Genomic DNA, 21,199 nt, shown 5'->3' with positions numbered 1-21,199 from the left:
GCGGGGGCGTTCCGACGGGCCCGATCTCGATACGCCCGCTGCGCGGGCTACTCGATCAGCATGCAGTGCGCCCACAGCGCGTCGACGCGGGTCGGCTCCTGCTGGTCGAGTAGCCCGCAGGGCGTATCGAGACCCGGCTCCTGCAGGCGTCGGGTCAGTAGCTCTCGCGGTGGCGCTCCTGGTCGACGACGGCGGCGCGGTCGGAGAGGGCGCGCAGACCCGCGAGGGGCTGGGCCATCCGGTGGTTGCCGCGGAGGACGGGCTCGGTGCGGTCGAGGAAAGCCCAGTAGCCGGCGGTGACCGGGCAGGCGTTCTCGCCCAGGCGCACCTTCGGGTTGAAGCGGCAGCCGCCGCAGTAGTCGGACATCTTGTTGATGTACGCGCCGCCGGAGGAGTACGGCTTGGTCGCCACGACACCGCCGTCCGCGTGCTGCGACATGCCGATCACGTTCGCGGGCATCACCCACTCCGTGCCGTCGACGAAGACGTCGACGAACCAGTCGTTCAGCTCGGCCGGGTCCCAGCCGCGCTGCAGGCCCCAGTTGCCGAGCACCATCAGCCGCTGGATGTGGTGCGCCCAGCCGTGGCGGCGCACGTCGTCGAGGGTCTCGTGCAGGCAGTTCGCCTCGATGCCGGCCGGATCGAGGTCGAGCAGCTGCTGCGGCAGCGGGGCCTTCGCGCCGAGCGCATTGCTGCGCTCGCGGTAGTCAGGACCGAGGTGCCAGTAGAGGTGCCAGACGTAGTCGCGCCAGCCGAGGATCTGCCGGACGAAGCCCTCGACGCTCGCGAGCGGGGCGCCGCCCGAGGCGTGCTCGGCCGCGGCGGCGTCGATCACGGCGCGCGGATCGAGCAGGCCGAGGTTGAGCGGGGCGCTCAGCAGCGAGTGCGCCATCGTCCAGTCGCCGGAGAGCATCGCGTCCTCGTAGGTGCCGAAGTCGCCGAGCCGCGACGAGACGAAGTCGGCGAGCGCCGCCTCCGCCTCCGCGGGGGTCGCCGCGAACCGGCGCGGGCCGTCCTCGCCGACGAGCCGGATCGCGCCCTCGCGCTCCCAGCGGGCGAGATCGGCGCGCACCTCCTCGTCGATGTCGTCCTCCTCCGGCCACCACGGATCGGGCAGGCCGAGCCGCGACGCGCCCTTGGGCGGCGGGTTGCGGTTGTCGTGGTCGTAGTTCCAGCGGCCGCCCTCCGGCTGGTCGCCGCGCATCAGCACTCCGGTGCGCTCGCGGCTCCAGCGGTAGAAGTCCTCGAGGAGGAGGCGCTTGCCGGACTTCGCGAGCGCCCACTCGCGGAAGTCCTCCTCCTCCGTCACGAAGCCGCGGCTGGGCAGCACGCTCATGCCCAGCCGGCGGGCGAGGCGGCGGCCGCCCCGGGTCGGCGGGTCGATCACCTCGAGGTCGTCGCGGCCCGCGAGCCCCTCGGCGAAGGTCTCGGCGCGGACGTACTCGACGCGGTCGCCGAGCTCGCGGCCGCGGTGACGCAGGGCCGAGAGCAGCAGCTGCGCCTTCGCGCGGTGCATCGGCCGCCGACCGAAGGCCGAGCGGGCCTCGACGAGCAGCATCGGGCCGCCGTCGTCGAAGAGGGGGCCGAGCTGGCCGATGACGCTCCAGCGGGTGCGTGCAGTCCGTGCAGTCATGCTCGGAGGCTAGGCGGCGGCGGACGGGTCGCGACAGGAGTTGCGCTCGGGGCGGGGAACGGCGAAGTGCCCGGGACGCCGACGTGCCGGTGACACGGAGCTGCCCGTGTCGCGGACGTGCGCCGGATGTCAAGGTGCGCGGATGTGCAGCCGCGACGGCTTGCACCGGCGGACCGCGTGCAGGATCGTCGACTCCATCCACCCGACGCGATGAGGCGAGGAGCCCCGCCATGGCACACGACGACGAGTTCGAGACCACCACGACCACCGAGAGCGGCGGCACGACCGAGGAGACGACCCGACGCGGCCGCCACCTCGCGGACGGCGACGCGGACGGCCACGGCACGGACGGCCACGGCGCCGACGGACACAGCACCGACACCTCGGCCGAGGGCGAGTACACCGAGACCGACGGCGTCTCGCACACCGACGGCGAGCAGGAGGGCAGCTACGTCGACACCTCCTCGCACGCGGAGTCGAGCACCGAGAAGGGCAGCTACGTCGACACCGAGGGCTCCGGTCCCGACTCCACCGGCGAGGGCGAGTACACCGACCGCGACGAGTAGTCCGCGGGTGCGGGCCGGCCGTCAGTGCTGGGCGGCCGCCCGCTCCGCCGCGATGAACGCGGCGATCGCGTCGGCGCCCGGATGGTCGTCGGCGCTGATCGTCACCACCGCGTCGCCCGCGAAGACGAGCAGCTGGCCGTAGGCGCCGTGCAGGCGCCAGCTCGCGCCGGGGCCGTCCCAGCCGGCGAGGGCGTAGCGCCGGTAGCCCGGGCCGGTGCCCGCGGCGACCCACTCGGAGTGCATCAGGTCGCTCCACTCGGGCGCGAGGATCCGCTCGCCCCGCCAGACGCCGCGATCGCGGAGGAGGCGGCCGATCCGGGCGGTCTCCTGCGTGCGGAGCGCCAGCCCGCTGCCGGCGACGATGCGGCCGTTCGGGCAGCGCTCCCACTCCGCGCCCTCGATCCCGAGCGGCCGCAGCAGGCGGCGGTCGACGTACTCGCCCACGTCACCGACCCGCGTCTCCAGGAGACGCATCGCGGTGTAGCTGCTGGCGTTGGAGTACTGGAAGACGGGCCCGGCGGACGGTCGGCGGAGGAACTCGACGGCGAGGTCCGGCCAGTCCGTCATCAGGGTCGGCGACCACGGCAGGTCGATGCCGCTCGTCATGCTGAGCAGCCGGCGCAGCGTGAGGTCGGCGACTCCCTCACCCAGGTCGGTCGAGACGTCCGCGGCCAGCGGTCCCAGCGGCTCGTCGAGGGAGATCAGGCCCTCGTCGACCGCGAGGCCCGCGGCCAGCACGCAGACGCCCTTGGCGACGGAGTGCACGTCCTCGCGGACGTCCGGCGTCCAGCGGTGCTCGGCCGTGTCGTCGCCGATCAGCACGTGCAGGCCGTGCGCACCGAAGCCGACGGCGTCGATGTGCTCGACGAGGCGGTCGCGGAAGATCTGCGCTGCGGTCACCGGGACAGTCTGCCCGGCGCGGGCGCTTCCTAAGATCGTGGGCATGGACGAGGACAGCGCACGGGGCACCTGGCGGCGCGAGCCGAGCACCGTCGTCGTCGCGGACACCGGTGCGCCGACGCGCATCGCCGAGCCGTTCGCGATCGCGGCCGGCAGCGTCCGGCTCGAGGCGCCGCACGAGTTCGCGCCGCACCGGCACGCGCTGCACGAGCTGGTCTGGGTCCGCGGCGGCACCATGACGGTCCGGCTCGAGCACCGGATCCTGACCGTGCCGGACGGCTTCGGCGTCTGGATCCCGGCCGGGACGGAGCACGCCGGGCGGACGACCGCGCGCACCGCGCTCTGCGACGCGCTGTTCGATCCGGAGCGCTCGCCCGTGCCGATCACGGCGCCGGTCCTCGTCGAGATCACCCCGGTGCTCGCCGCGCTGCTCACCCGGCTCGCGCGGACCGACCTCGAGGCGGCGGCGCGGCTGCGGGCGGAGGCGGTGGTCTTCGACGTCATCGCGCCGTCGGCGGAGCAGTACTCCGTCACCGTGCCGCAGGGCGAGCGGCTCGCGCCCCTGGTCGCGGCCCTCCTCGACGACCCGACCGACCGGCGGACGCTCGCCGACTGGGCGCAGCACCTCGGTGTCGGCGAGCGGACCCTCTCGCGGGTCCTCCGCGCGCAGACCGGACTGTCTTTCCTGCAGTGGCGCCAGGCGCTGCGGGCGCACCGGGCGCTCGCGCTGCTGGCGGAGGGGCGCAGCGTGCAGGACGTCTCCGAGCTGATGGGCCACACCCACCCGAGCACCTTCATCGCGGCGTTCAAGCGGGTGATGGGGACCACTCCCGGCGCCTTCGCGCAGGATCAGCGCACGGCCGCTTCCTGACCGGTTGCGGCTGCACCTGGCCGGAACGCTCTATCCGGTGTCGTCGGCAGTCGATTGCGGACGGTGGTGCGGCCGCCTAGCCTGAGGAAGGTAAGCCAACCCTTACTCAGCGGATCCCCTCCCGCTTCCCCCTCCGACGCAGGAATCCGCTCCTCCCATGCCTCCCTCCCCCGAGCCCGCGCGCCCGTCCTCGCGCCTCGCCGGCTCCGACCTCGTGCTCGGCTTCGGCCGGCGCACCGTCGTCGACGGCGTCTCGGTGCGGCTCGAGCCCGGCCGGGTGACGGCGCTCGTCGGGCCGAACGGCTCGGGCAAGTCGACGCTGCTGCGCGCGCTCGCGCGGCTGCACGCCCCGAGCGGCGGCGCCGTCACCCTCGACGGCGGCCGCCCCGCGACCGCGCTGAGCAGCCGCGACTTCGCCCGCGAGGTGACCCTCTTCGCGCAGAGCCGCACCGCTCCGCAGGGCCTCAGCGTCCGGGAGGTCGTCGCCTTCGGCCGCCACCCGCACCGCCGGGCCTTCGCCGGGCCGTCCGCCCGCGACCGCGAGGCGGTGGAGCAGGCGATGACCACCACCGGGGTGCTGTCGATGGCGGAGCGCGCGGCCGGCGAGCTCAGCGGCGGCGAGCTGCAGCGGGTCTGGCTCGCGGCCTGCCTCGCGCAGGACACCGGCGTGGTGCTGCTCGACGAGCCGACCAATCACCTCGACCTCCGCTACCAGGTGGAGACGCTCGACCTGATCCGCGATCTCGCCGAGGTGCACGGGGCCGCGATCGGCGTCGTGCTGCACGACCTCGACCACGCCGCGCGCGTCGCCGACCGCCTGCTGCTGCTGAGCGACGGGCGCGTCCTCGCCGAGGGCGACCCGCTCGCCGTGCTCACCGCCGAGCACATCGAGGCGGCCTACGGACTGCGGGTCGAGGTCGCCGTGGACGAGCGGACCGGACACCTGCGCATCGACCCCGTCAGCCGGCACAGCGTCTCGAAGCACAGCGTCCGCCTGCACGACCAGACCCCCGCCCGTTCCCGAGAGGACACCGAAGAATGACCCGAGCCCCCCTCCTCCCCGCCGCCCTGGCCGCGGCCGCCGTCGGAGTGCTCCTGCTCACCGGCTGCGGAACCACCGCCGTCGAGAGCGCCGACGCGGCCGGCACCGTCGACTCCGCCGAGTGCGCCGCCGACGACACCGCGACCGCCACCGGCGCCGTCTCGCTCACCGACAGCCTCGGCCGCACCGTCGAGCTCGACGCGCCCGCCGAGCGGATCGTCGTGCTGGAGTGGCAGCAGACCGAGGACCTGCTGACGCTCTGCGTCGCCCCGGTCGGCGCCGCCTCGACCGAGGACTACGCCACCTACGTCAGCGCCGAGACGCTGCCCGCGAGCACCGCGGACGTGGGCGAGCGCGGCGAGCCGGACCTCGACACCCTCTACGGCCTCGACCCCGACCTGATCGTGATGGAGGCGTACAGCGCCGACGACGAGCTGCTCGCCCAGCTCGAGGAGCGCGACGTGCCCGTGCTCGCCACCATCGGCGCGGACGCGAGCGGCCAGATCGACAACATGAAGGAGGTGTTCTCGCTCCTGGGCGAGGCCACCGGCCGGACCGAGCGCGCCGACGCGGTGCTCGCGGAGTTCGACCAGCACCTCGCCGACGCCAAGACCGAGGTCGCCGAGGCGGCGCTCGCGACGCCGGAGTTCGTGTTCTTCGACGGCTGGATCGAGAGCGGCAACGTCGTCATCCGCCCCTACGGGAAGGGCGCGCTGTTCACCGAGCTCGGCGAGGAGCTGGGCCTCGAGGGCGCCTGGACCGACGAGATCAACGACTCCTACGGCAGCGGCGGCGTCGACCCCTCCTACGGACTCGCGCAGACCGACATCGAGGGACTGACCGCGGTCGGCGAGGCGAACCTCGTCTACTCCAACGACGGCACCCCCGACAGCTACGTCACCGAGCTCGCCAAGAGCCCGGTCTGGTCCGCGCTGCCCGCCGTGCAGCAGGGCCGCGCCTTCGAGTTCCCGCCCGGCGTCTGGGGCGCGGGCGGACCGAAGTCCGGCGAGCAGGCCATCGACGCCTTCGTGGACGTCATCGTCGGCGAGTGACGACGACGCCGACCGCCGCCGAGCGCCGCGCGACCGCCCCCTCCGGGCGGCGCGCGGCGCTCGGCGGCGTCGGCGTGCTCGCGGCCCTCGCCGTCGCGGTCGTGCTCATCGGGCTCTGGCACCTGACCCAGGGCACCTCGGGCATCGGCGCGGACGGGCTGCTGCGCGCCCTGCTCGGCGAGGACGTGGCGGTCGGCGGAGTCTCGGCGGGCGACGTCTTCGCCGGCTCGCGGCTGCCGCGCCTGTCCGCGGGCATCGCCGTGGGCCTCGCCCTCGGCGCGGCCGGCGCGCTGCTGCAGTCGATCTCGCGCAACGCGCTCGCCTCCCCCGACACGCTCGCGGTGACCGCGGGCGCCTACTTCGCCCTGACCGCGGTGGCCGCCTTCTCGCTGACCGTGCCGCTCTGGGCGTCCAGCGGGGTCGCCTTCCTCGGCGGTCTCGCCGCGGCGGCGCTGGTGCTGGTGCTCACCGGGCGGGCCGCGGGCACCTCCAGCACCCGGCTGATCCTGGCCGGCTCGGCCATCGCGATGGCGCTCGACTCCGGCACCGCGATGCTGCTGATCCTCTTCCGGGAGAACACCACCGGGCTCTTCGCCTGGGGCAGCGGCTCGCTCGGGCAGCTCAACATCGACGCGTCGGCGCGCGCCGCTCCGCTGATCGTCGTCGTCCTCGCGCTCGCCCTGCTGCTCTCGCGCCGCCTCGACGTGCTCGGCCTCGGCGAGGACGGCGCCGCCTCGCTGGGCGTCCCGGTCCGCTCGACGCGGGCGCTCGCCGTGCTCTGCGCGGTCCTGCTCACCAGCACCTCGGTGACGCTGGCCGGGCCGATCGCCTTCGTCGGCCTCGGCGCCCCCGTCCTCACCCGGCTCCTGGCCGCGCGGGTGCCGGCGCTGCGCCGCCACGTCTTCCTGGTGCCCGCGTCGGCGCTGATCGGCGCCGCGCTGATCGTGCTCGCCGACGCGCTGCTGCGCGCGATCCTCAGCCCGGAGGGAGCCACGGCCATCCCGACGGGCATCCCGACCGCGGTGCTCGGCGGGCTCGTCATCGTGGTCCTCGCCCTGCGGATGTGCGACGCCGGCGCGGCGCGGTCGGCGCGGACGGTCCGCTCGACGCTGCGGACGGCGCGGCGGTTCCGGGTCGTGCTCGGGGTGGTCGCCGTCCTGCTCGCCGTGACGATCGTGCTCGCCCTGCTCGCGGGGAGCCTGCAGCTGCGGCTCGGCGACGTCGTCCTCTGGCTGCAGAGCGCGGCACCGGACCTCGTCGCCCGCGCCCTCGACGAGCGGGCGCCGCGCATCGCCGCGGCCGTGCTCGCGGGCGGGGCGCTCGCTCTCGCCGGCACCGCCGTGCAGGGCACCGTGCGCAATCCGCTGGCCGAGCCGGGGCTGCTCGGGATCACGGCCGGCGCTGGGCTCGGTGCCGTGATCGTCGTCACCACCGGGCTGGGCGGCGGCGGCCGGCCGGTGCTGATCGCGATGGCGATCGCCGCGGGGCTCGCGACCTTCGGCGCGATCGCGCTGCTCTCCTGGCGCGGCGGGCTGCAGCCGGACCGCTTCGTGCTCGTCGGCATCGGTGCCGGCTACGCGCTGAGCGCCGTGACCGCCTTCCTGCTGCTGAGCTCCGACCCGTGGCGGACCCCGCGGATCCTCACCTGGCTCTCCGGCACGACCTACGGCCGCTCGCTGCCGGACGTGCTGCCGGTCGCGCTCGGGATCCTGGTGCTGCTGCCGGTGCTCCTCGGGCTGCGCCGCCGCCTCGACCTGCTGGCGATCGACGAGGACACCCCGCGGATCCTCGGCGTCCGGCCCGAGCGCACCCGCCTGGGCGTGCTCGCCCTCGCCGCCGTGCTCGCCTCGCTGGCCGTCGTCGCCGTCGGCACGGTCGGCTTCGTCGGTCTGGTCGCGCCGCACCTGGCCCGGACGCTGGTCGGCGCGCGGCACGGGCGCATCGTCCCGGTCGCGATGCTGCTCGGCGGCCTGCTCGTCCTCGTCGCGGACACCCTCGGCCGCACGCTCATCGCGCCCTCGCAGCTGCCCGCGGGGCTGATGATCGCGCTGGTCGGCGCGCCCTACTTCGTCTGGCTGCTCCGCCGCACCCGCGACTGAGCGAGGAGGCGGTAGGCCGCGCCCGCGGCGAGCACCGCGACGCCGCCCGCGATCGAGGCGGGCGGGAGGGTCGCCACGAGCAGGAGGCAGCCGGCGACGCCGACGACCGCCAGCGGGCGCGGGTAGCGGCGGTGCGGGGCCTCCTGGGTCAGCGCCGCGACGTTCGCGACCAGGTAGTAGAGCAGCACGCCGAACGAGGAGAAGCCGATCGCCGAGCGCAGGTCGGCGACGAGCACCAGCACGACGACGATCAGGCCGACGGCGATCTCGGCGCGGCGCGGGACGCTGCGGACCGGGTCGATCACGGCGAGCGCCCGCGGCAGGTCGCCGTTCCGCGCCATCGCGAGGCTCGTGCGCCCGATGCCCGCGATCAGCGCGAGCAGCGCACCGAGGCTCGCCGCCGCCGCGCCCACCCGGATCGGCACCGCGGTCCACGGCCAGGCGGCGGCCGCGTCGACGAGCGGCTGCGTCGAGGCGGCGAGCCGCTCCGGGCCGAGCGCCGCGAGCAGCCCGGCGCCGACGACCGTGTAGAGCAGGACCGCGAGCAGGAGCGCGCCGAGGATCGCGCGAGGGATCGTGCGGGCGGGGTCGCGCACCTCCTCCCCCATCGTCGCGAGGCGGGCGTAGCCGGCGAAGGCGAAGAACAGCAGGCCGGCGGACTGCAGCACGCCGTAGGCGTCGAAGGGCCGGTCGGTGCCGGAGACGACCGCCGGTCCGGACGCGGCGGCCGCGGCCATCGCGACGACGAGCACCACGAGCACGATCGAGAGCAGGATCCGCGTCGCGAGCGCCGTGCGGGTCACCCCGAGCACGTTCACCGCGACGAGCGCGACGACCGCGGCGACCGCGACCGGTCGCTCCCAGCCCGCGGGCGCGGCGTAGGCGGCGACGGTCAGCGCCATCGCGGCGCAGCTCGCGGTCTTGCCGACGACGAAGCTCCAGCCGGCCAGGAAGCCGGGCCACTCGCCCAGCCGCTCCCGGCCGGAGAGGTAGGCGCCGCCCGAGCGGGGGTACTGCGCGGCGAGCTGCGCCGTGGAGGAGGCGTTCGCCCAGGCGACGATCGCGGCCAGCGCGAGGCCGACCAGCAGCCACGGCCCGGCCGCCGCGGCAGCGGGGGCGAAGGCCGAGAAGAGCCCGGCGCCGATCATCGAGCCGAGCCCGATCACGACGGCGTCGCGGAGGCCGAGGCGGCGGGCGAGGGAGGCGTCGGCTGTCACCGGACCGTCTTAGCGCACGCGGGGAACGCGCGGGTTAACCTGGGCGTCCGCGCCGAGACCGGGAGGCTCCCATCCGCATCCTCATCGTCGACGACGAGATCAACCTGCTGGGCGCGCTCGAGGCGGGGCTGCAGGGCGAGGGCTTCGCGGTCGACACCGCGACGAACGGCACCGACGCGCTCTGGCTCGCGCGGGAGGCGGAGTACGCGGCGATCGTGCTCGACCTGATGCTCCCCGACATCAGCGGCTTCCGCGTCTGCGAGCGGCTGCGCGCGGCCGAGGACTGGACGCCGATCCTGATGCTCACCGCGAAGGACGGCGACCTCGACCAGGTCGAGGCGCTCGACACCGGCGCGGACGACTACCTCACCAAGCCGTTCTCCTTCCCCGTGCTGGTCGCGCGGCTGCGGGCGCTGATCCGCCGCGGCGCCGCTGAGAGGCCCACCGTGCTGACCGTCGGCGATCTCGTGCTCGATCCGGCCGCGCGCCGGGTGGAGCGGGGCGGGGTCGCGATCCCGCTCACGGCCCGCGAGTTCAGCGTGCTGGAGTACCTCGTCTCGCGGGCGGGCGACATCGTCTCCAAGCGCGATGTGCTCGGCGCGGTCTGGGACTTCGACTTCGACGGCGATCCCAACATCGTCGAGGTCTACATCCGGACGCTCCGCAACAAGATCGATCGGCCGTTCGGCCGCGAGACCATCCGCACCCAGCGCGGCGCGGGCTACTCGGTGCTGCCGTGAGGGGCGGGACGACGCGGCGGCGCTCCCTGCGCTCCCGGATCACGCTCGCGGCGACCGCCGTGGTCGCCCTCGCGGCGGTGCTCGGCGCGGCCGGCTTCCTGCTGGTGCTCTCCTCGGTGCTCGCGGGCAGTGCCGCGACGGCCGCCGAGACCGAGGCGGAGCGGGTCGCGACCCTGGTCGGGCGCGGCGGCGCGGACGCGGTGCGGGCCTCGGAGGGCGTGGTCCAGCTGATCGTCGACGGGCGCGTGGCCGCCGCGGGCGAGGACGCCGACGACCTGCCGGCGCTCGCGACCGAGGAGCGCGACGAGCCGTTCACGACCACGCCGGCGGACGAGGATCCGCTGGTCGTCGCGACGCAGGAGCTCGACGACGGCTCGCTCGTCGTCGTCGGCGTGCCCGACGAGGGCCGTGCGGAGGCGCTCGCGACGACCGCGGGTCTGCTCGCGGTCGCCGTCCCGCTGCTGGTCGCCTTCGTCGCGATCGTCTGCTGGATCGTCGTCGGCCGCGCCCTGCGGCCGGTGGACCGGATGCGCGCGGAGGCGGACGCCGTCACCGCCGCGGCACTGGACCGCCGCGTCGCGGAGCCCGGCTCCGGCGACGAGATCGACCGGCTCGCGCAGACCCTGAATCGGATGCTCGGCCGGCTCGAGGACGGCCAGGAGCGGCAGCGCCGGTTCGTCTCGGACGCCTCGCACGAGCTGCGCTCGCCGGTCGCGGCCCTGCGGCAGAGCGCGGAGGTCGCGCTCGCGCACCCCGACCGGCTCGACGCGGCTCGGCTGGCGAGGACGGTGGCCGAGGAGTCGGTGCGGATGGGTGGCCTGATCGAGGGCCTGCTGCTGCTGGCGCGCGCCGACGAGGCGCGGCTGGCCGTGCTCGCGGCGCCGGTCGACCTCGACGACCTGGCGCTGCGCGAGGTCCGGCGGCTGCGCGACTCCGGGATCGCCGTGGACGCCTCGGGCGTCTCGCCGGTGCAGGCGGTGGCGGACGAGGCGCTGCTCGGGCGGGCGCTGCGGAACCTCGACGACAACGCGGTGCGGCACCGCGCCGCGCGGCTGGCGATCGCGACCCGCGCGGAAGGCGACTCCGCGGTGCTCGTCGTCGACGACGACGGGCCGGGGATCCCGGCGGCCGACCGCGAGCGGGTGCTGGAGCGCTTCGTGCGGCTGGACGAGGGGCGCGCCCGCGACGCCGGCGGCTCGGGGCTCGGGCTCGCGATCGTCGCCGAGATCGCGGCGGCGCACGGCGGGAGCGTCGCGATCGAGGAGTCGCCGTGGGGCGGCGCGCGAGTGACGCTGCGGGTGCCGCTGCGCTGACCGGTGGCGGGTCCGCTCCGCTTCAGGCTGGCTTCAGCGGCGCCGCGGGACAGTGTCTGCGGCGTCGAGGAACGGCGCCGGAGACGGAGCGGATCATGAAGAAGAAGACCGGGATCATCGTCGGAGTCGCGGGCGCGATCGTGCTCGCCGGAGCCGGCACGGGCATCGCCTTCGCCGCGACCGACGGCTTCGAGCGCTCGGACGCGCTGACAGGCGCCGACCTCGACCGCGCCAGCGAGGTCGCGATCGCCGAGATCGGCGGCGGGACCGTCACCTCGGCCGAGCGCGACGACGACGGCACGCCGGGCTACGAGCTCGAGCTGCGCGGCGACGACGGCCTCGAGTACGACGTGCGGCTCGACGACTCCTTCGGCGTGCTGGTCGTCGACCCGGACGACGACGCGGTGCGCGGCACCGGCGGCAGCACGGACGACGGCACGGACGACGGCACGACCGGCTCCACCGAGGACAGCACCACCGGCGTCACCGGCGCGGTCGACCCCGACGACCTCGTCGGCGAGGAGCTGACCCGCGCGAGCGAGGCCGCGATCGCCGCGGTCGGCGGCGGCACGGTCACCGAGGCCGAGCGCAGCGACGACGCCGACCACGCCTTCGACGTCGAGGTCACCCGCGCCGACGGCACGGACGTGGACGTCGACCTCGACGCGTCCTACGCGGTCGTCCGCACGGAGGAGTAGGTCGCGGGAGCGGAGGGGCTCAGCCCTTCCCCGGGCCGTTCCCGTTGCCGGGGTTCTGGCCGCTCTCCGGGCTGCGGCCGTTGCCGTTCCCGCCGCCGTTCCCCGGTCCCTCGACCGGCTCCTCGACCGGAGCCTGCGTCGCCGGCGCCTGCACGGCGGGCGCACCGGCGGCCGGCGTCGTGGCGGCAGGCGCCGGCGACTCCTCCTCGGGCGGCTCGGTCGGCTCGACGGGTTCGGCCGGCTCGGTCTCCTCGGGCGTCGGCGACGGCTCCTCCTCGGGACTCTCGACCGGGGCCGGCGTCTCCTCCTCCGGGGTCTCCTCGGCGGGCGGCTCCTCCTCGACGGGAGTGGTCTCCTCCGGCTCGGGCTCGGTCGACTCCTCGGGCGCCGGCACGGCGGCGATCAGCGCGGCGAGGTCGGCGCGCACGAGGTCGGCCTGCGCCTTGATCGACGTGGCCCGGTCCTCCCGGACGTTCCCGCCGGCGACCGCCGCGTCGAGCGTCGCCTGGAGCGCGTCGAGCGCGGTGAGCGCTCCGGCCCAGTCGTCGGCCGACGCCTTCTCGGCGACCGCCACGACCGCGTCGTCGAGGGCCTGCGCGGTGCCGTCATCGATCGACGGATCCGCGGCGGAGCAGCCCGACAGCACGAGCACGGCGGCGAGCACCGCACCCCCGGCCCGCAGTCGAAGGCCCCGCCGGCTCACGCCCCGTCGGCCCGGCCCCCTCACGAGCGGATGCTCTCGCGCAGCTGACGGAGGTGCTCGCCGAGCTCCCCGTCGACGGCGGGCAGCGGCGACTGCGGACCGTCGAACAGCACGATCACGAGGCCGACCGCCACGGCGACCAGCGCGAGCACCACGACGATCAGCCACGGGCTCGGCCCGGTGCGGCGTCGGGCGACGGCGGCGGGCGGCGTGACCCCTGCGCTCGGCGCGACCCGCGTGGTCGTCGCGGTCGCGGGAGCGGCGCCGGGCAGCAGCTCGGTCGCCCCCACGGGCAGCACCGACGTCGCGTCCAGCAGCTCGGTCGCGGCCGCGGTCGGAGCGAAGCGCTCGGTCGCGGGCATCCGCTCGGTCGGCGGCGGTCCGGCGGGCTCCCGGACCGGCACGTCGGGGACGACGATCGCCGTCGGCGGTCCGTCGCGGCGCGGATCGATCAGCGCGCGCGCCGACTCCGCGACCTCGATCGCCGTGGGCCGCTCGGCCGGCTCGCGCCGCGTCATCGCGTTCAGCAGCGCCGACCAGCCGCCGCCGAGCGAGTCCGACACCTCCGGGTCGCGCAGCAGGCGCGCGAGGGTGACCTCGATCGCCGATCCGGTGAAGGGGCGGCGCCCGGTCAGCGATTCGAGCAGCACCAGGCCGAGGGAGTAGACGTCACTCGCCGAGGTCAGCACGTCGCCGTGCGCCTGCTCGGGGCTGAGGTAGGCGGCGGTGCCGATCAGCGTGCCCGGCGAGGTGATGCGGGTCGCGTCGATCAGGTAGGCGATGCCGAAGTCGGCGAGCTTGGGCCGGAACTCGCGGCTCGTCAGCGGGCTCGGCACGAGCAGCACGTTGGAGGGCTTCACGTCGCGGTGCACCACTCCGGCCGCGTGCACGGTGTGCAGGGCCTCGCCGAGGTCGGCGGCCATCGACGCGACGTCGTTCGGCAGGACGGGCCCGCTGGCCAGCCGCTCCGCGAGACTCGGTCCCTCGGCGAGCTCCATCACCATGTAGGCCTGGCCGCCGGTGTCGTCGCCGCCGTCGTCGGCGTCGTAGAGCGTCACCAGCGCGGGGTGGTTGAGGGCCGCGAGCAGCCGGATCTCGGACGACTTGCGCTGGAGGTCCTGCGCGTCGTCGATGCCCGGCGCGAACATCTTCAGCGCCACCGAGCGGCCGAGGATCCCGTCGCGCGCCCGGTACACGGTGGCCATCCCGCCCCGGCCGATCAGCTCCTCGATCGTGTACCGACCGCCGATCGTCGTGCCGACGACGCGGTTCTCGCCCGTTCGGTGGGATGACACGGTTCCTCCTCGGGCGGATGCTGCGGCAACGCCGCGCCCCCCGGTGCGACCGTCTCCCCAGGGTAGTACGTCCGTCTTCCGAGCCGCAGGGCTCGACGGGGGGCTCGCGAGCTGTCAAGCGGGTGCTCGCCCGAGGGGCCGCGCGTAGCGTGGCTGGTCCCGACGAAAGGCAGAGGCACATGGACGAGCACGAGCAGGGATCGACGATCGGCGCGACGGACGGCGCGGCTCCGGCGACGCGGACCAGCAGCGAGCAGGTCGAGAAGGACCGCGCCGAATCCCCCGGCAGCGAGCGCGAGACCGAGGTCCGCCAGAATCAGGACCCCACCACCAGCCGGACGGAGGTCTCCGGCTCGGCCGAGGTCGTCTCCGTCCCCGGCACCGGCGGCGCCGACGACGTCGGCACCGTCGAGGTCGACCCCGACGAGGTCAGCCTGAACGGCAAGCCGTTCCCGGGCCACGCCGGAACCAAGTAACCGCTCCCGCGTCGTAACGAGCGGCTAAGCCGCTTCACATCTCGGTGGTGAGGAGAAGGACGCGCGGCGTCCACTCATGCTGGTCGAGTAGCCCCGCAGGGGCGTATCGAGACCCGCCGTCCCCGACAGGGCGGTCTGCAGACTCGTCTTCCGACGTGAGTGGATCTCGATACGCCCGCTCCGCGGGCTACTCGATCAGCATGGCTTCCCCCACGTATTCGGCGATCGTTCCCAGGTCGCTGATCGTGCATCGTCTCGGAGGAGCTGAGCAGCGGTCGACCGGGCACACCATGATGGTCGAGGCGACCTCGACCCGCGCGTGCGGCCGAAGGCGCGTGCTGTTCGTGCAGGTCGATTCAGGCTCACGCTTCGTCGAGTACGACGCCGAAGCGAGCGGCGACGTCCGACAGCGGCTCGCTCTCCATGCCCCCGCGCTGGCCCATGACTGTGGCGATCTCCTCGTCGTCCAAGCGCGAGAGGAGCCGACGGTGTCGTCGGCCCGGCTGATACCGACCTCCGCCCTGCAGAAGGACCAGCGAGGACAGGCGCGCGAAACACATCCGGCGAGGGTATTCGCGACGGTCACCGACAGACCGGGCGGAGTGCTGCCTGGCGCGCGATGTGGCGACCGACCCCGCTCTCCGGCAAGGCGTGCCTCAGAGGACCGGGTCGAGTAGCCCCGGGTCGTGGCGGTCGACCGTCCGCGCGTTGTTCACGCGGCGGTCGACCGGGTAGGCCGTGATCGTCGACGCGACCGCGACCGACGCGCGGTCGAGGGTCGCGAGCATCTCCTCGCTGGAGGCGAGCGGCTCCGGGCTCAGCCAGGCGTCGCGGACGTCGGGCGTGAGGAAGACGGGCATCCGGTCGTGCACCTCGCCGGACGCGTCCCGGGCCTCGCGGGTGATGATCGTGAAGGAGACCCGCCACTCGTCGCCCTCCTTGCGCGCCGCGTAGAGACCCGCCGCGGCGAGGATCGGCTCCTCCCCGTGCAGGAACCACGGCTGCTTGCCGTCGGCGCGCGCCTCCCACTCGTAGTAGCCGCGCATCGGCACGATGGCGCGCTGCTTGGCGAAGGCCCCGCGGAACAGCCCGTTCGAGGCGACCGTCTCGAGCCGCGCGTTGATCGGCGACGGCCCCTTCCCCTTCGCCCACGACGGCCGGAACCCCCAGGAGGCCAGCTCGATCTCGCGCTCCAGCGACTCCTCGTGCCGGTGCTCGCGCACGATCGGCGCCGCGTCGGTCGGGGCGACGCTGAAGTCGGGCGCCCAGTCGGCCGCCCGGCCGCCCGCCGCGACGAACTCCGCGATCAGAGCGTCGGTCTCGGAATCTATCGCGAAGCGTCCGCACATGCGGGCGACACTACGCCGGACCGCCGACAGCGGCGAGGACGGGATCGCGCCGGCCGCGGCGGATCGTCGCGACCGCGAGCCCCGCGACCATCACCGCGCCGCCGATCAGCACGCCGACCGACGGCACCTCGCCGAGCAGCACCCACGCCGACAGCACGCCGACAACCGGCACCAGCAGCGTGAACGGCACCACCGACGCGGCGGGGTAGCGGGCGAGCAGCGAGTTCCAGATGCCGTAGCCGATCAGCGACGCGAACACCGCCGTGTACAGGGTGCTGAGGACCGCCGCGAGCGAGAGCCCCTGGATCGCCTCGGCGATCGCGGGCCCGCCGTCGACGAGCAGCGAGAGCAGCAGCGCCGGGATCGGCACGACCAGCGCCGACCAGACCACCAGCGAGAGCCCCGAGGCGCCCTTCGCGCGCCGGGTCAGCACGTTGCCGATCGCCCAGGAGAGCGCGCCGCCGAGGCAGACCACGAACGGCAGCCACGGCGCGACGGCCCCGTGCGAGAGGGCGACGACCACGAGCCCGGCGACGCCGACGACCAGGCCGATGCTCTGCCGCCGCGTCGGCCGCTCCTTCAGCAGCACGGCCGCGATCAGCACCGTCAGCACGATCTGCGCCTGCACCACCAGCGACGCGAGCCCCGCGGGCATCCCCAGCGCCAGCGCCAGGTAGAGCAGCGCGAACTGCCCGAGGCTCATGAACGCGCCGATCGTCGCGACCGTCCGCAGCGGCGCCTGCGGCCGCGGCACGAGGAACACGGCCGGCACCGCGACCACCGTGAACCGCATCGCCAGGAACAGCAGCGGCGGCACGTCCGCGAGCCCCACGTCGATCACGACGAAGTTCAGCCCCCAGAGCAGCACGACGAGGAGGGCGAGGAGGCTGTGCCGGCGGGTCACCGCCGACCGCCGACGACGCGGCTCTTCGCCGACCAGAAGCGCATCAGCGCACCGGCCGCGATCGAGCCGGCCGCGCCGGCCGCCAGGTCGCCCAGCGTGTCCTCGTAGCCGACGAAGATCGACGGGTCGACGAAGCGGTGCCCGGCCCACTCGCCCCACTCCCAGACCACGCCCATCGACAGGCCGAAGCAGGCGCAGAGCACGATCGCCGGGGCGAGCGGCCCGCGGTCGCCGGCCACCGTCGGCACCACGCCGGCGCGCGCGGCGACGATGTAGGCGACGGCCGCGACCAGCCCGTTCAGCACGAAGTGCACGACGAGGTCCCACGACGCCCAGGCCTGGTAGAGCCCGAGCACGCTGCTCCAGGACGCGACCAGCAGGGCCAGTCCGAAGGTGGCGTCCAGCGCCGGGCGGATCCCGAGGAACCGCGGCAGCACCAGCCCGATCGCGGCGAGGGCGAGCACGGCGACGTCGACGAGATCCCAGCCGATCATCGCGGCGACGATGCTCACGGCGCCGAGGGCGCGGACCGCGTCGGCGAACCACTCGCCCCGGGTGCGCGGAGGCTCCATGAAGGTCGAGATCAGGACGGGCTCGTTCTCGGGGCGGGCTCTCACGGCGGGTCGGGTCACGGCTTCGTGAAGCGGAGGACGGCCTGGACCGCCTCGTGGTCCGAGCCCGGCGCCGTGCCGTAGCGGGTCGCGTTGATCGCCGCCGAGACGACCTCGAAGGCCCCGGCGCTGACCGTGAGCCAGTCGATGCGGCGGCCGGCCTTCGGCGGGCGGTAGTTGGAGTAGGTGCCCCAGTGCGGGGTGAGGTGCGTGCCGGCGACGACCCAGGAGTCCGCGAGCCCGCCCTCGTCCAGCAGCGCCCGGTACGGCTCGGTGCCGACGTCGGTGTTGGTGTCGCCCATCACGATCGCGGGCAGGCCGAGGTCGGTGATCCGCTCGGCGACCAGCTCGGCCGAGCGCAGTCGCGAGCGCCGCGAGAGGTGGTCGAAGTGCGTCGCGACGACGGTGAACTCGCGGTTCGTCGCGTGGTCGGTCAGCTCGGCGATCACCGCGGTGCGCGGGATCCGATTGCCCCAGCTGCGCGAGCCCGCGACGTCCGGAGTCGCGGACAGCGCGATCTGCGACCAGTCGCGCACCGCGAAGCGGCTCCGGTCGACGAAGAGCATCACCCGCTCACCGCCGCGGTCGGCGTCGCGGCCGAAGCCCATGCCCTCGAACGAGGCGCCGAGCGACTCGTGCACCCACTGCGCCTGATCGGGCAGCGCCTCCTGCACCGCGAGGATCGACGGGCTCTCCTCCTGCAGCAGCCGGCGCACCAGGGGCTTCCGGCGCTCCCACTGGTCGACCGCGCGGGCGGTCAGGCGGGGCATGCGGCGGCGGATGTTGTACGTCATGACGTGGAGCTCGGGCGCCGGGATCGGACCGATCAGGGGGGACGGGTCGGTCATGCCTCCACCCTACGGCGGCGATCGGAGCTGCCAGGGAGGCTTGCGGAGTCGCTCCCGCGCACCCCTACTCTTCGAGGATGACCCTCTCGCCCGCTCTCGCGGCCCTCTCCGACGCCTCGTTCGTCTCGCTCACGACCTTCCGGAAGACGGGCGTCGGAGTGTCGACGCCGGTGTGGATCGCCCGGGACGGCGCGGACCTGATCGTCACGACTCCCCGCAAGAGCGGCAAGGTCAAGCGCCTGCGCAACGACCCGCGGGTGACCCTCGTCCCCTGCGACCGCCGCGGCCGCGTCGCCGACGGAGCGACCGCACTCGAGGCGGAGGCGCACATCGTCTCCGACACCGACACCGTCGAGCGCCTCGGCCGCGTCTTCCTCCGCAAGTACCGCCTCGAGTACCGCGTCTTCATGGTGATCGAGCGGATCGTCTCCCGCGGCGACCGCACCCGCGTGATGCTCCGCATCGCGGACCGCTGAGCCGGGGGCCGCCGCCGCGCAGAGCGTCGCCGCACCACCGTCAGGCGCCATCCCCCGCACTCCAGCGATCGCCGTTCGAGACTGGAGGGATGACCCAGGTGCTCCCGGACGGCTACGCGCAGACACTCGAGCTTCTCGTCCGTCGAGCGCACGAGGCGCGGTTCGCGGTGCAGCGGACCGCGAACACGGAGGTCGTCGCGCTGTGGTGGTTCATCGGCCACACGCTCGTCGAGCGGCAGCGGGCGGAGCCGTGGGGAAGCGGTGTGCTCGCCCGGCTGGCGGCGGATCTCCGCGCTGAGTTCCCGACGATGAAGGGCTTCTCGGAGTCGAACCTGCGCTACGCGCGGCGGTTCGCAGAGGCGTGGCCGTCCGAGGATCTAATTCGCCAACAGCCTGTTGGCGAATTGCCGTGGGGCCACACGATCCAGCTGCTGGACAAGCTCGACGACCAGCGCCTCCGCGACTGGTACGCCGCGCAGGACGTCGAGCACGGGTGGAGCCGAGCAGTCCTGCAGCACCAGATCGCGACTCGACTGCACGAGCGAACGGGAGCCGCTCCGTCCAACTTCTCGTCCGCGCTGGAGCGCCGTGACTCGGAGCTCGCTCAGCAGCTCACCAAGGACCCGTACGCACTCGACTTCCTCGCGATCGACTCCGACGCCGGCGAGCGCGAACTAGAGGAGCGACTCACCCTCCAGGTGGTCGACACTCTGCGCGAGCTCGGCGCAGGGTTCTCCTTCGTCGGACGTCAGGTTCACTTCGATGTGGACGGCGACGACTTCTTCGTCGACCTGCTGTTCTTCAACTGGCAGCAGGTGCGGTTCGTCGTCGTCGAACTGAAGACCCGCAGATTCGATCCGCGCGATGCCGGCCAGCTCGGCTTCTACGTCGCACTCGTCGACGACACGATGCGCATTCCCGAACTCCATGCGCCCACCGTGGGGATCCTGCTCGTGACGGACAAGAACGAGACTGTGGTCAAGTACTCCCTCGCCGGCTCGACGCAGGCGGTCGCCGTGAGCCGGTATGAGCTGTCGCCGGCCGATCAGGCGACGCTGCCGGCGGAGGAGACGCTCACCCGGATCGCGACGGAAGTCATGGACGAGACGAGATCGAAGGCGCCCTGAGGCGCGCGTCCGGTCTGCAAGAAGACAACCAATGCTGACGAAGGAGGTCGGAATGACGCGTCCGGTCGGGGCGGTCAAGCCGGGTCGAGCCGAAATCGATCGGCATCTGCTGTTCGCTGAAGCCGCTCTCGCGCTGGGAGGCCACGAGGTCGAGGATCCGGCGCTGCGCGCCATCATCGGGCGGGCCGCACGCCGTGAGCTGACGGGGGACGAGGCGATCGCTGCGATACGGCGCCGTGTCCAGGGTTGAAGCCCCGGACGGCGCAGCAGCAGTTTCCCGACGATCGCCCGCCTGGGGTCGGTGGGGAAAGGACGCGGCAGCAGCCCTTCATGCTGGTCGAGTCGCCCCGCAGGGGCGTATCGAGACCCCGGTCCCCAGCAGGGCGGGTCTGCAGACCCAGGTCCTGACACGGGTGGATCTCGATACGCCCGCTCCGCGGGCTACTCGATCAGAATGGGACGTCACCACCGCTGGTCCTCCCCGATTGAGACGCCCGCTCCGCGGGCTGCTCGATCAGCACGGGCGGCCCGCCTACACCCCGGCCGACGGTGGCGGATAGGGCTTCGGCGGCGGGCCGCCGCGGCACTACGGTGGGGCGTCGCCCGCCGGTGCCCATCGCGCTCCCGCGCACGCCGGCGCACGCAGAAGGAGCACGTATGAGCATCGGAGCAGGGATCTTCCTCCTCGTCGTCGGCGCGGTCCTCGCGTTCGCCGTGGACGTCCAGGTGTCGGGAGTCGACCTCAAGCTGGTCGGCTACATCCTGATGGCCGCCGGAGCCGTGGGCCTCATCCTCGGCCTCGTCCTGATGACCCGCCGCCGCCAGGCCGTCTCGACCACCCGCTCGGCGGTCGACCCCGCCAGCGGCGAGCAGGTCACCCGCCGGACCAGCGAGGGCAACGGCCCCGTCGTCTGACCTCGGAGAACGACGAGAGGGGCGTCACCGGCATCACCGGTGGCGCCCCTCTTCTCGTCGCCGAGCGTGCCGCGGCGACTACTCGTCGTCCGGCTCGCCGCCCGAGACGGTGTCCGTGTCGCCGCCGCCGCTGGAGGTGTCGGTGCCGGTGCCGTCGGGGAGGTCCTCGGTCTTCTCGGTCTTCTCGTCCTCGGTGCCGTTGCTGCTGTCGCTGCTCATCGCCGCTCTCCCTTCGCCCGGCGCTCTGCCGGAACGCCCACTCTCCTCCGCGCCGCACGGACCGCGCCAGGGGGTGGCGGCGGGCGGCCCGGGGAGGCCACGATGCCCACGCCCCCGAACAATCCCCAGCGGCGCACCCCGCGCC

General features: G+C 74.2%; 23 protein-coding genes. 13 read left to right on the top strand and 10 right to left on the bottom strand.

What is annotated here, in order from left to right; translation table 11 throughout:
- Positions 1 to 154: 154 nt before the first annotated feature.
- Positions 155 to 1,633 carry a cryptochrome/photolyase family protein gene (locus tag MT355_RS16580; protein WP_243600412.1) on the bottom strand — a complete coding sequence of 493 codons (1,479 nt, stop codon included), beginning with the start codon at positions 1,631 to 1,633 and terminating at the stop codon, positions 155 to 157.
- A 230-nt stretch (positions 1,634 to 1,863) separates the two neighbouring features.
- On the opposite strand from MT355_RS16580, the gene MT355_RS16575 reads away from it, so the two are divergent.
- Entirely contained in the window at positions 1,864 to 2,199 is a 336-nt protein-coding gene (locus MT355_RS16575; protein WP_243600411.1) for a hypothetical protein, read from the top strand.
- Positions 2,200 to 2,220: 21 nt separating this feature from the next.
- On the opposite strand, the gene MT355_RS16570 is transcribed toward MT355_RS16575, so the two are convergent.
- Positions 2,221 to 3,099 (bottom strand): serine hydrolase, encoded by an 879-nt coding sequence (locus MT355_RS16570; RefSeq protein ID WP_243600410.1) that lies wholly within the window; start codon positions 3,097 to 3,099, stop codon positions 2,221 to 2,223.
- 43 nt (positions 3,100 to 3,142) lie between these two features.
- Here MT355_RS16570 and MT355_RS16565 point away from each other — a divergent pair, with 43 nt between their 5' ends.
- From MT355_RS16565 to MT355_RS16550, 4 genes are all read left to right on the top strand, one after another.
- Positions 3,143 to 3,970: a helix-turn-helix domain-containing protein gene (locus tag MT355_RS16565; protein WP_243600409.1), complete on the top strand. Its 828-nt coding sequence runs from the start codon at positions 3,143 to 3,145 to the stop codon at positions 3,968 to 3,970.
- 157 nt (positions 3,971 to 4,127) lie between these two features.
- Complete coding sequence (locus tag MT355_RS16560; RefSeq protein WP_243600408.1) at positions 4,128 to 5,012, top strand: ABC transporter ATP-binding protein; 885 nt, start codon at positions 4,128 to 4,130, stop codon at positions 5,010 to 5,012.
- Positions 5,009 to 6,064 carry an ABC transporter substrate-binding protein gene (locus MT355_RS16555; protein ID WP_159423539.1) on the top strand — a complete coding sequence of 352 codons (1,056 nt, stop codon included), beginning with the start codon at positions 5,009 to 5,011 and terminating at the stop codon, positions 6,062 to 6,064. The genes MT355_RS16560 and MT355_RS16555 overlap by 4 nt, the downstream gene beginning before the upstream one ends.
- Positions 6,061 to 8,163 (top strand): iron ABC transporter permease, encoded by a 2,103-nt coding sequence (locus MT355_RS16550; protein ID WP_243600407.1) that lies wholly within the window; start codon positions 6,061 to 6,063, stop codon positions 8,161 to 8,163. Before MT355_RS16555 ends, MT355_RS16550 begins: the two co-directional genes overlap by 4 nt.
- On the opposite strand, the gene MT355_RS16545 is transcribed toward MT355_RS16550, so the two are convergent.
- On the bottom strand, positions 8,127 to 9,380 hold the full coding sequence (locus MT355_RS16545; protein ID WP_243600406.1) for an APC family permease: 1,254 nt from the start codon (positions 9,378 to 9,380) through the stop codon (positions 8,127 to 8,129). The two genes, MT355_RS16550 and MT355_RS16545, sit on opposite strands and share 37 nt — an antisense overlap.
- Before the next feature lie 71 nt (positions 9,381 to 9,451).
- On the opposite strand from MT355_RS16545, the gene MT355_RS16540 reads away from it, so the two are divergent.
- From MT355_RS16540 to MT355_RS16530, 3 genes are all read left to right on the top strand, one after another.
- Positions 9,452 to 10,120: a response regulator transcription factor gene (locus MT355_RS16540; protein ID WP_243600600.1), complete on the top strand. Its 669-nt coding sequence runs from the start codon at positions 9,452 to 9,454 to the stop codon at positions 10,118 to 10,120.
- A complete protein-coding gene (locus MT355_RS16535; protein WP_243600405.1) occupies positions 10,117 to 11,433 on the top strand; it encodes a cell wall metabolism sensor histidine kinase WalK in 1,317 nt (438 codons plus the stop codon). The genes MT355_RS16540 and MT355_RS16535 overlap by 4 nt, the downstream gene beginning before the upstream one ends.
- A gap of 95 nt (positions 11,434 to 11,528) precedes the next feature.
- Positions 11,529 to 12,131, top strand: a complete 603-nt coding sequence (locus MT355_RS16530; RefSeq protein WP_243600404.1) for a PepSY domain-containing protein — start codon at positions 11,529 to 11,531, stop codon at positions 12,129 to 12,131.
- A 19-nt stretch (positions 12,132 to 12,150) separates the two neighbouring features.
- Here MT355_RS16530 and MT355_RS16525 read toward each other — a convergent pair whose 3' ends face one another.
- The gene (locus MT355_RS16525; protein WP_243600403.1) at positions 12,151 to 12,795 is read right to left on the bottom strand and encodes a hypothetical protein; all 645 of its coding nucleotides are present in this window, start codon (positions 12,793 to 12,795) and stop codon (positions 12,151 to 12,153) included.
- Positions 12,796 to 12,854: 59 nt separating this feature from the next.
- Positions 12,855 to 14,129 carry a serine/threonine-protein kinase gene (locus tag MT355_RS16520; protein WP_132434908.1) on the bottom strand — a complete coding sequence of 425 codons (1,275 nt, stop codon included), beginning with the start codon at positions 14,127 to 14,129 and terminating at the stop codon, positions 12,855 to 12,857.
- Between the two features lie 179 nt (positions 14,130 to 14,308).
- On the opposite strand from MT355_RS16520, the gene MT355_RS16515 reads away from it, so the two are divergent.
- Complete coding sequence (locus MT355_RS16515; protein ID WP_243600402.1) at positions 14,309 to 14,605, top strand: hypothetical protein; 297 nt, start codon at positions 14,309 to 14,311, stop codon at positions 14,603 to 14,605.
- Positions 14,606 to 15,261: 656 nt separating this feature from the next.
- Here MT355_RS16515 and MT355_RS16510 read toward each other — a convergent pair.
- From MT355_RS16510 to MT355_RS16495, 4 genes are read right to left on the bottom strand one after another with little or no spacing between them, the layout of a single operon-like run.
- A complete protein-coding gene (locus MT355_RS16510; protein ID WP_243600401.1) occupies positions 15,262 to 15,954 on the bottom strand; it encodes an SOS response-associated peptidase in 693 nt (230 codons plus the stop codon).
- Between the two features lie 10 nt (positions 15,955 to 15,964).
- Complete coding sequence (locus MT355_RS16505) at positions 15,965 to 16,858, bottom strand: EamA family transporter (protein WP_243600400.1); 894 nt, start codon at positions 16,856 to 16,858, stop codon at positions 15,965 to 15,967.
- Positions 16,855 to 17,490 (bottom strand): hypothetical protein, encoded by a 636-nt coding sequence (locus MT355_RS16500; RefSeq protein WP_243600399.1) that lies wholly within the window; start codon positions 17,488 to 17,490, stop codon positions 16,855 to 16,857. The genes MT355_RS16505 and MT355_RS16500 overlap by 4 nt, the downstream gene beginning before the upstream one ends.
- Positions 17,487 to 18,317: an endonuclease/exonuclease/phosphatase family protein gene (locus tag MT355_RS16495; RefSeq protein ID WP_243586100.1), complete on the bottom strand. Its 831-nt coding sequence runs from the start codon at positions 18,315 to 18,317 to the stop codon at positions 17,487 to 17,489. The genes MT355_RS16500 and MT355_RS16495 overlap by 4 nt, the downstream gene beginning before the upstream one ends.
- Positions 18,318 to 18,394: 77 nt before the next feature.
- Between MT355_RS16495 and MT355_RS16490 the strand changes: the two genes are divergently transcribed.
- The 4 genes from MT355_RS16490 to MT355_RS16475 all read left to right on the top strand — a co-directional run bounded on the left by MT355_RS16490 (position 18,395) and on the right by MT355_RS16475 (position 20,835).
- Complete coding sequence (locus MT355_RS16490) at positions 18,395 to 18,793, top strand: PPOX class F420-dependent oxidoreductase (RefSeq protein WP_123734842.1); 399 nt, start codon at positions 18,395 to 18,397, stop codon at positions 18,791 to 18,793.
- An 89-nt stretch (positions 18,794 to 18,882) separates the two neighbouring features.
- On the top strand, positions 18,883 to 19,920 hold the full coding sequence (locus MT355_RS16485) for a YhcG family protein (RefSeq protein ID WP_123734841.1): 1,038 nt from the start codon (positions 18,883 to 18,885) through the stop codon (positions 19,918 to 19,920).
- 31 nt (positions 19,921 to 19,951) lie between these two features.
- Positions 19,952 to 20,170, top strand: a complete 219-nt coding sequence (locus MT355_RS16480) for a hypothetical protein (RefSeq protein WP_243600398.1) — start codon at positions 19,952 to 19,954, stop codon at positions 20,168 to 20,170.
- 407 nt (positions 20,171 to 20,577) lie between these two features.
- The gene (locus tag MT355_RS16475) at positions 20,578 to 20,835 is read left to right on the top strand and encodes a DUF6458 family protein (RefSeq protein WP_123444811.1); all 258 of its coding nucleotides are present in this window, start codon (positions 20,578 to 20,580) and stop codon (positions 20,833 to 20,835) included.
- Positions 20,836 to 20,913: 78 nt separating this feature from the next.
- Here the strand turns inward: MT355_RS16475 and MT355_RS16470 are convergent, their stop codons facing one another.
- Positions 20,914 to 21,054, bottom strand: a complete 141-nt coding sequence (locus tag MT355_RS16470) for a hypothetical protein (protein ID WP_159423548.1) — start codon at positions 21,052 to 21,054, stop codon at positions 20,914 to 20,916.
- Positions 21,055 to 21,199: the final 145 nt, after the last annotated feature.

The organism is Rathayibacter sp. VKM Ac-2929 (genome assembly GCF_022815495.1).
GTDB classification, from domain to species: Bacteria; Actinomycetota; Actinomycetes; order Actinomycetales; family Microbacteriaceae; genus Rathayibacter; species Rathayibacter festucae.
The sequence above is the reverse complement of the archived record's forward strand: the minus strand, read 5'-3'. Positions and strand labels throughout refer to the sequence as shown.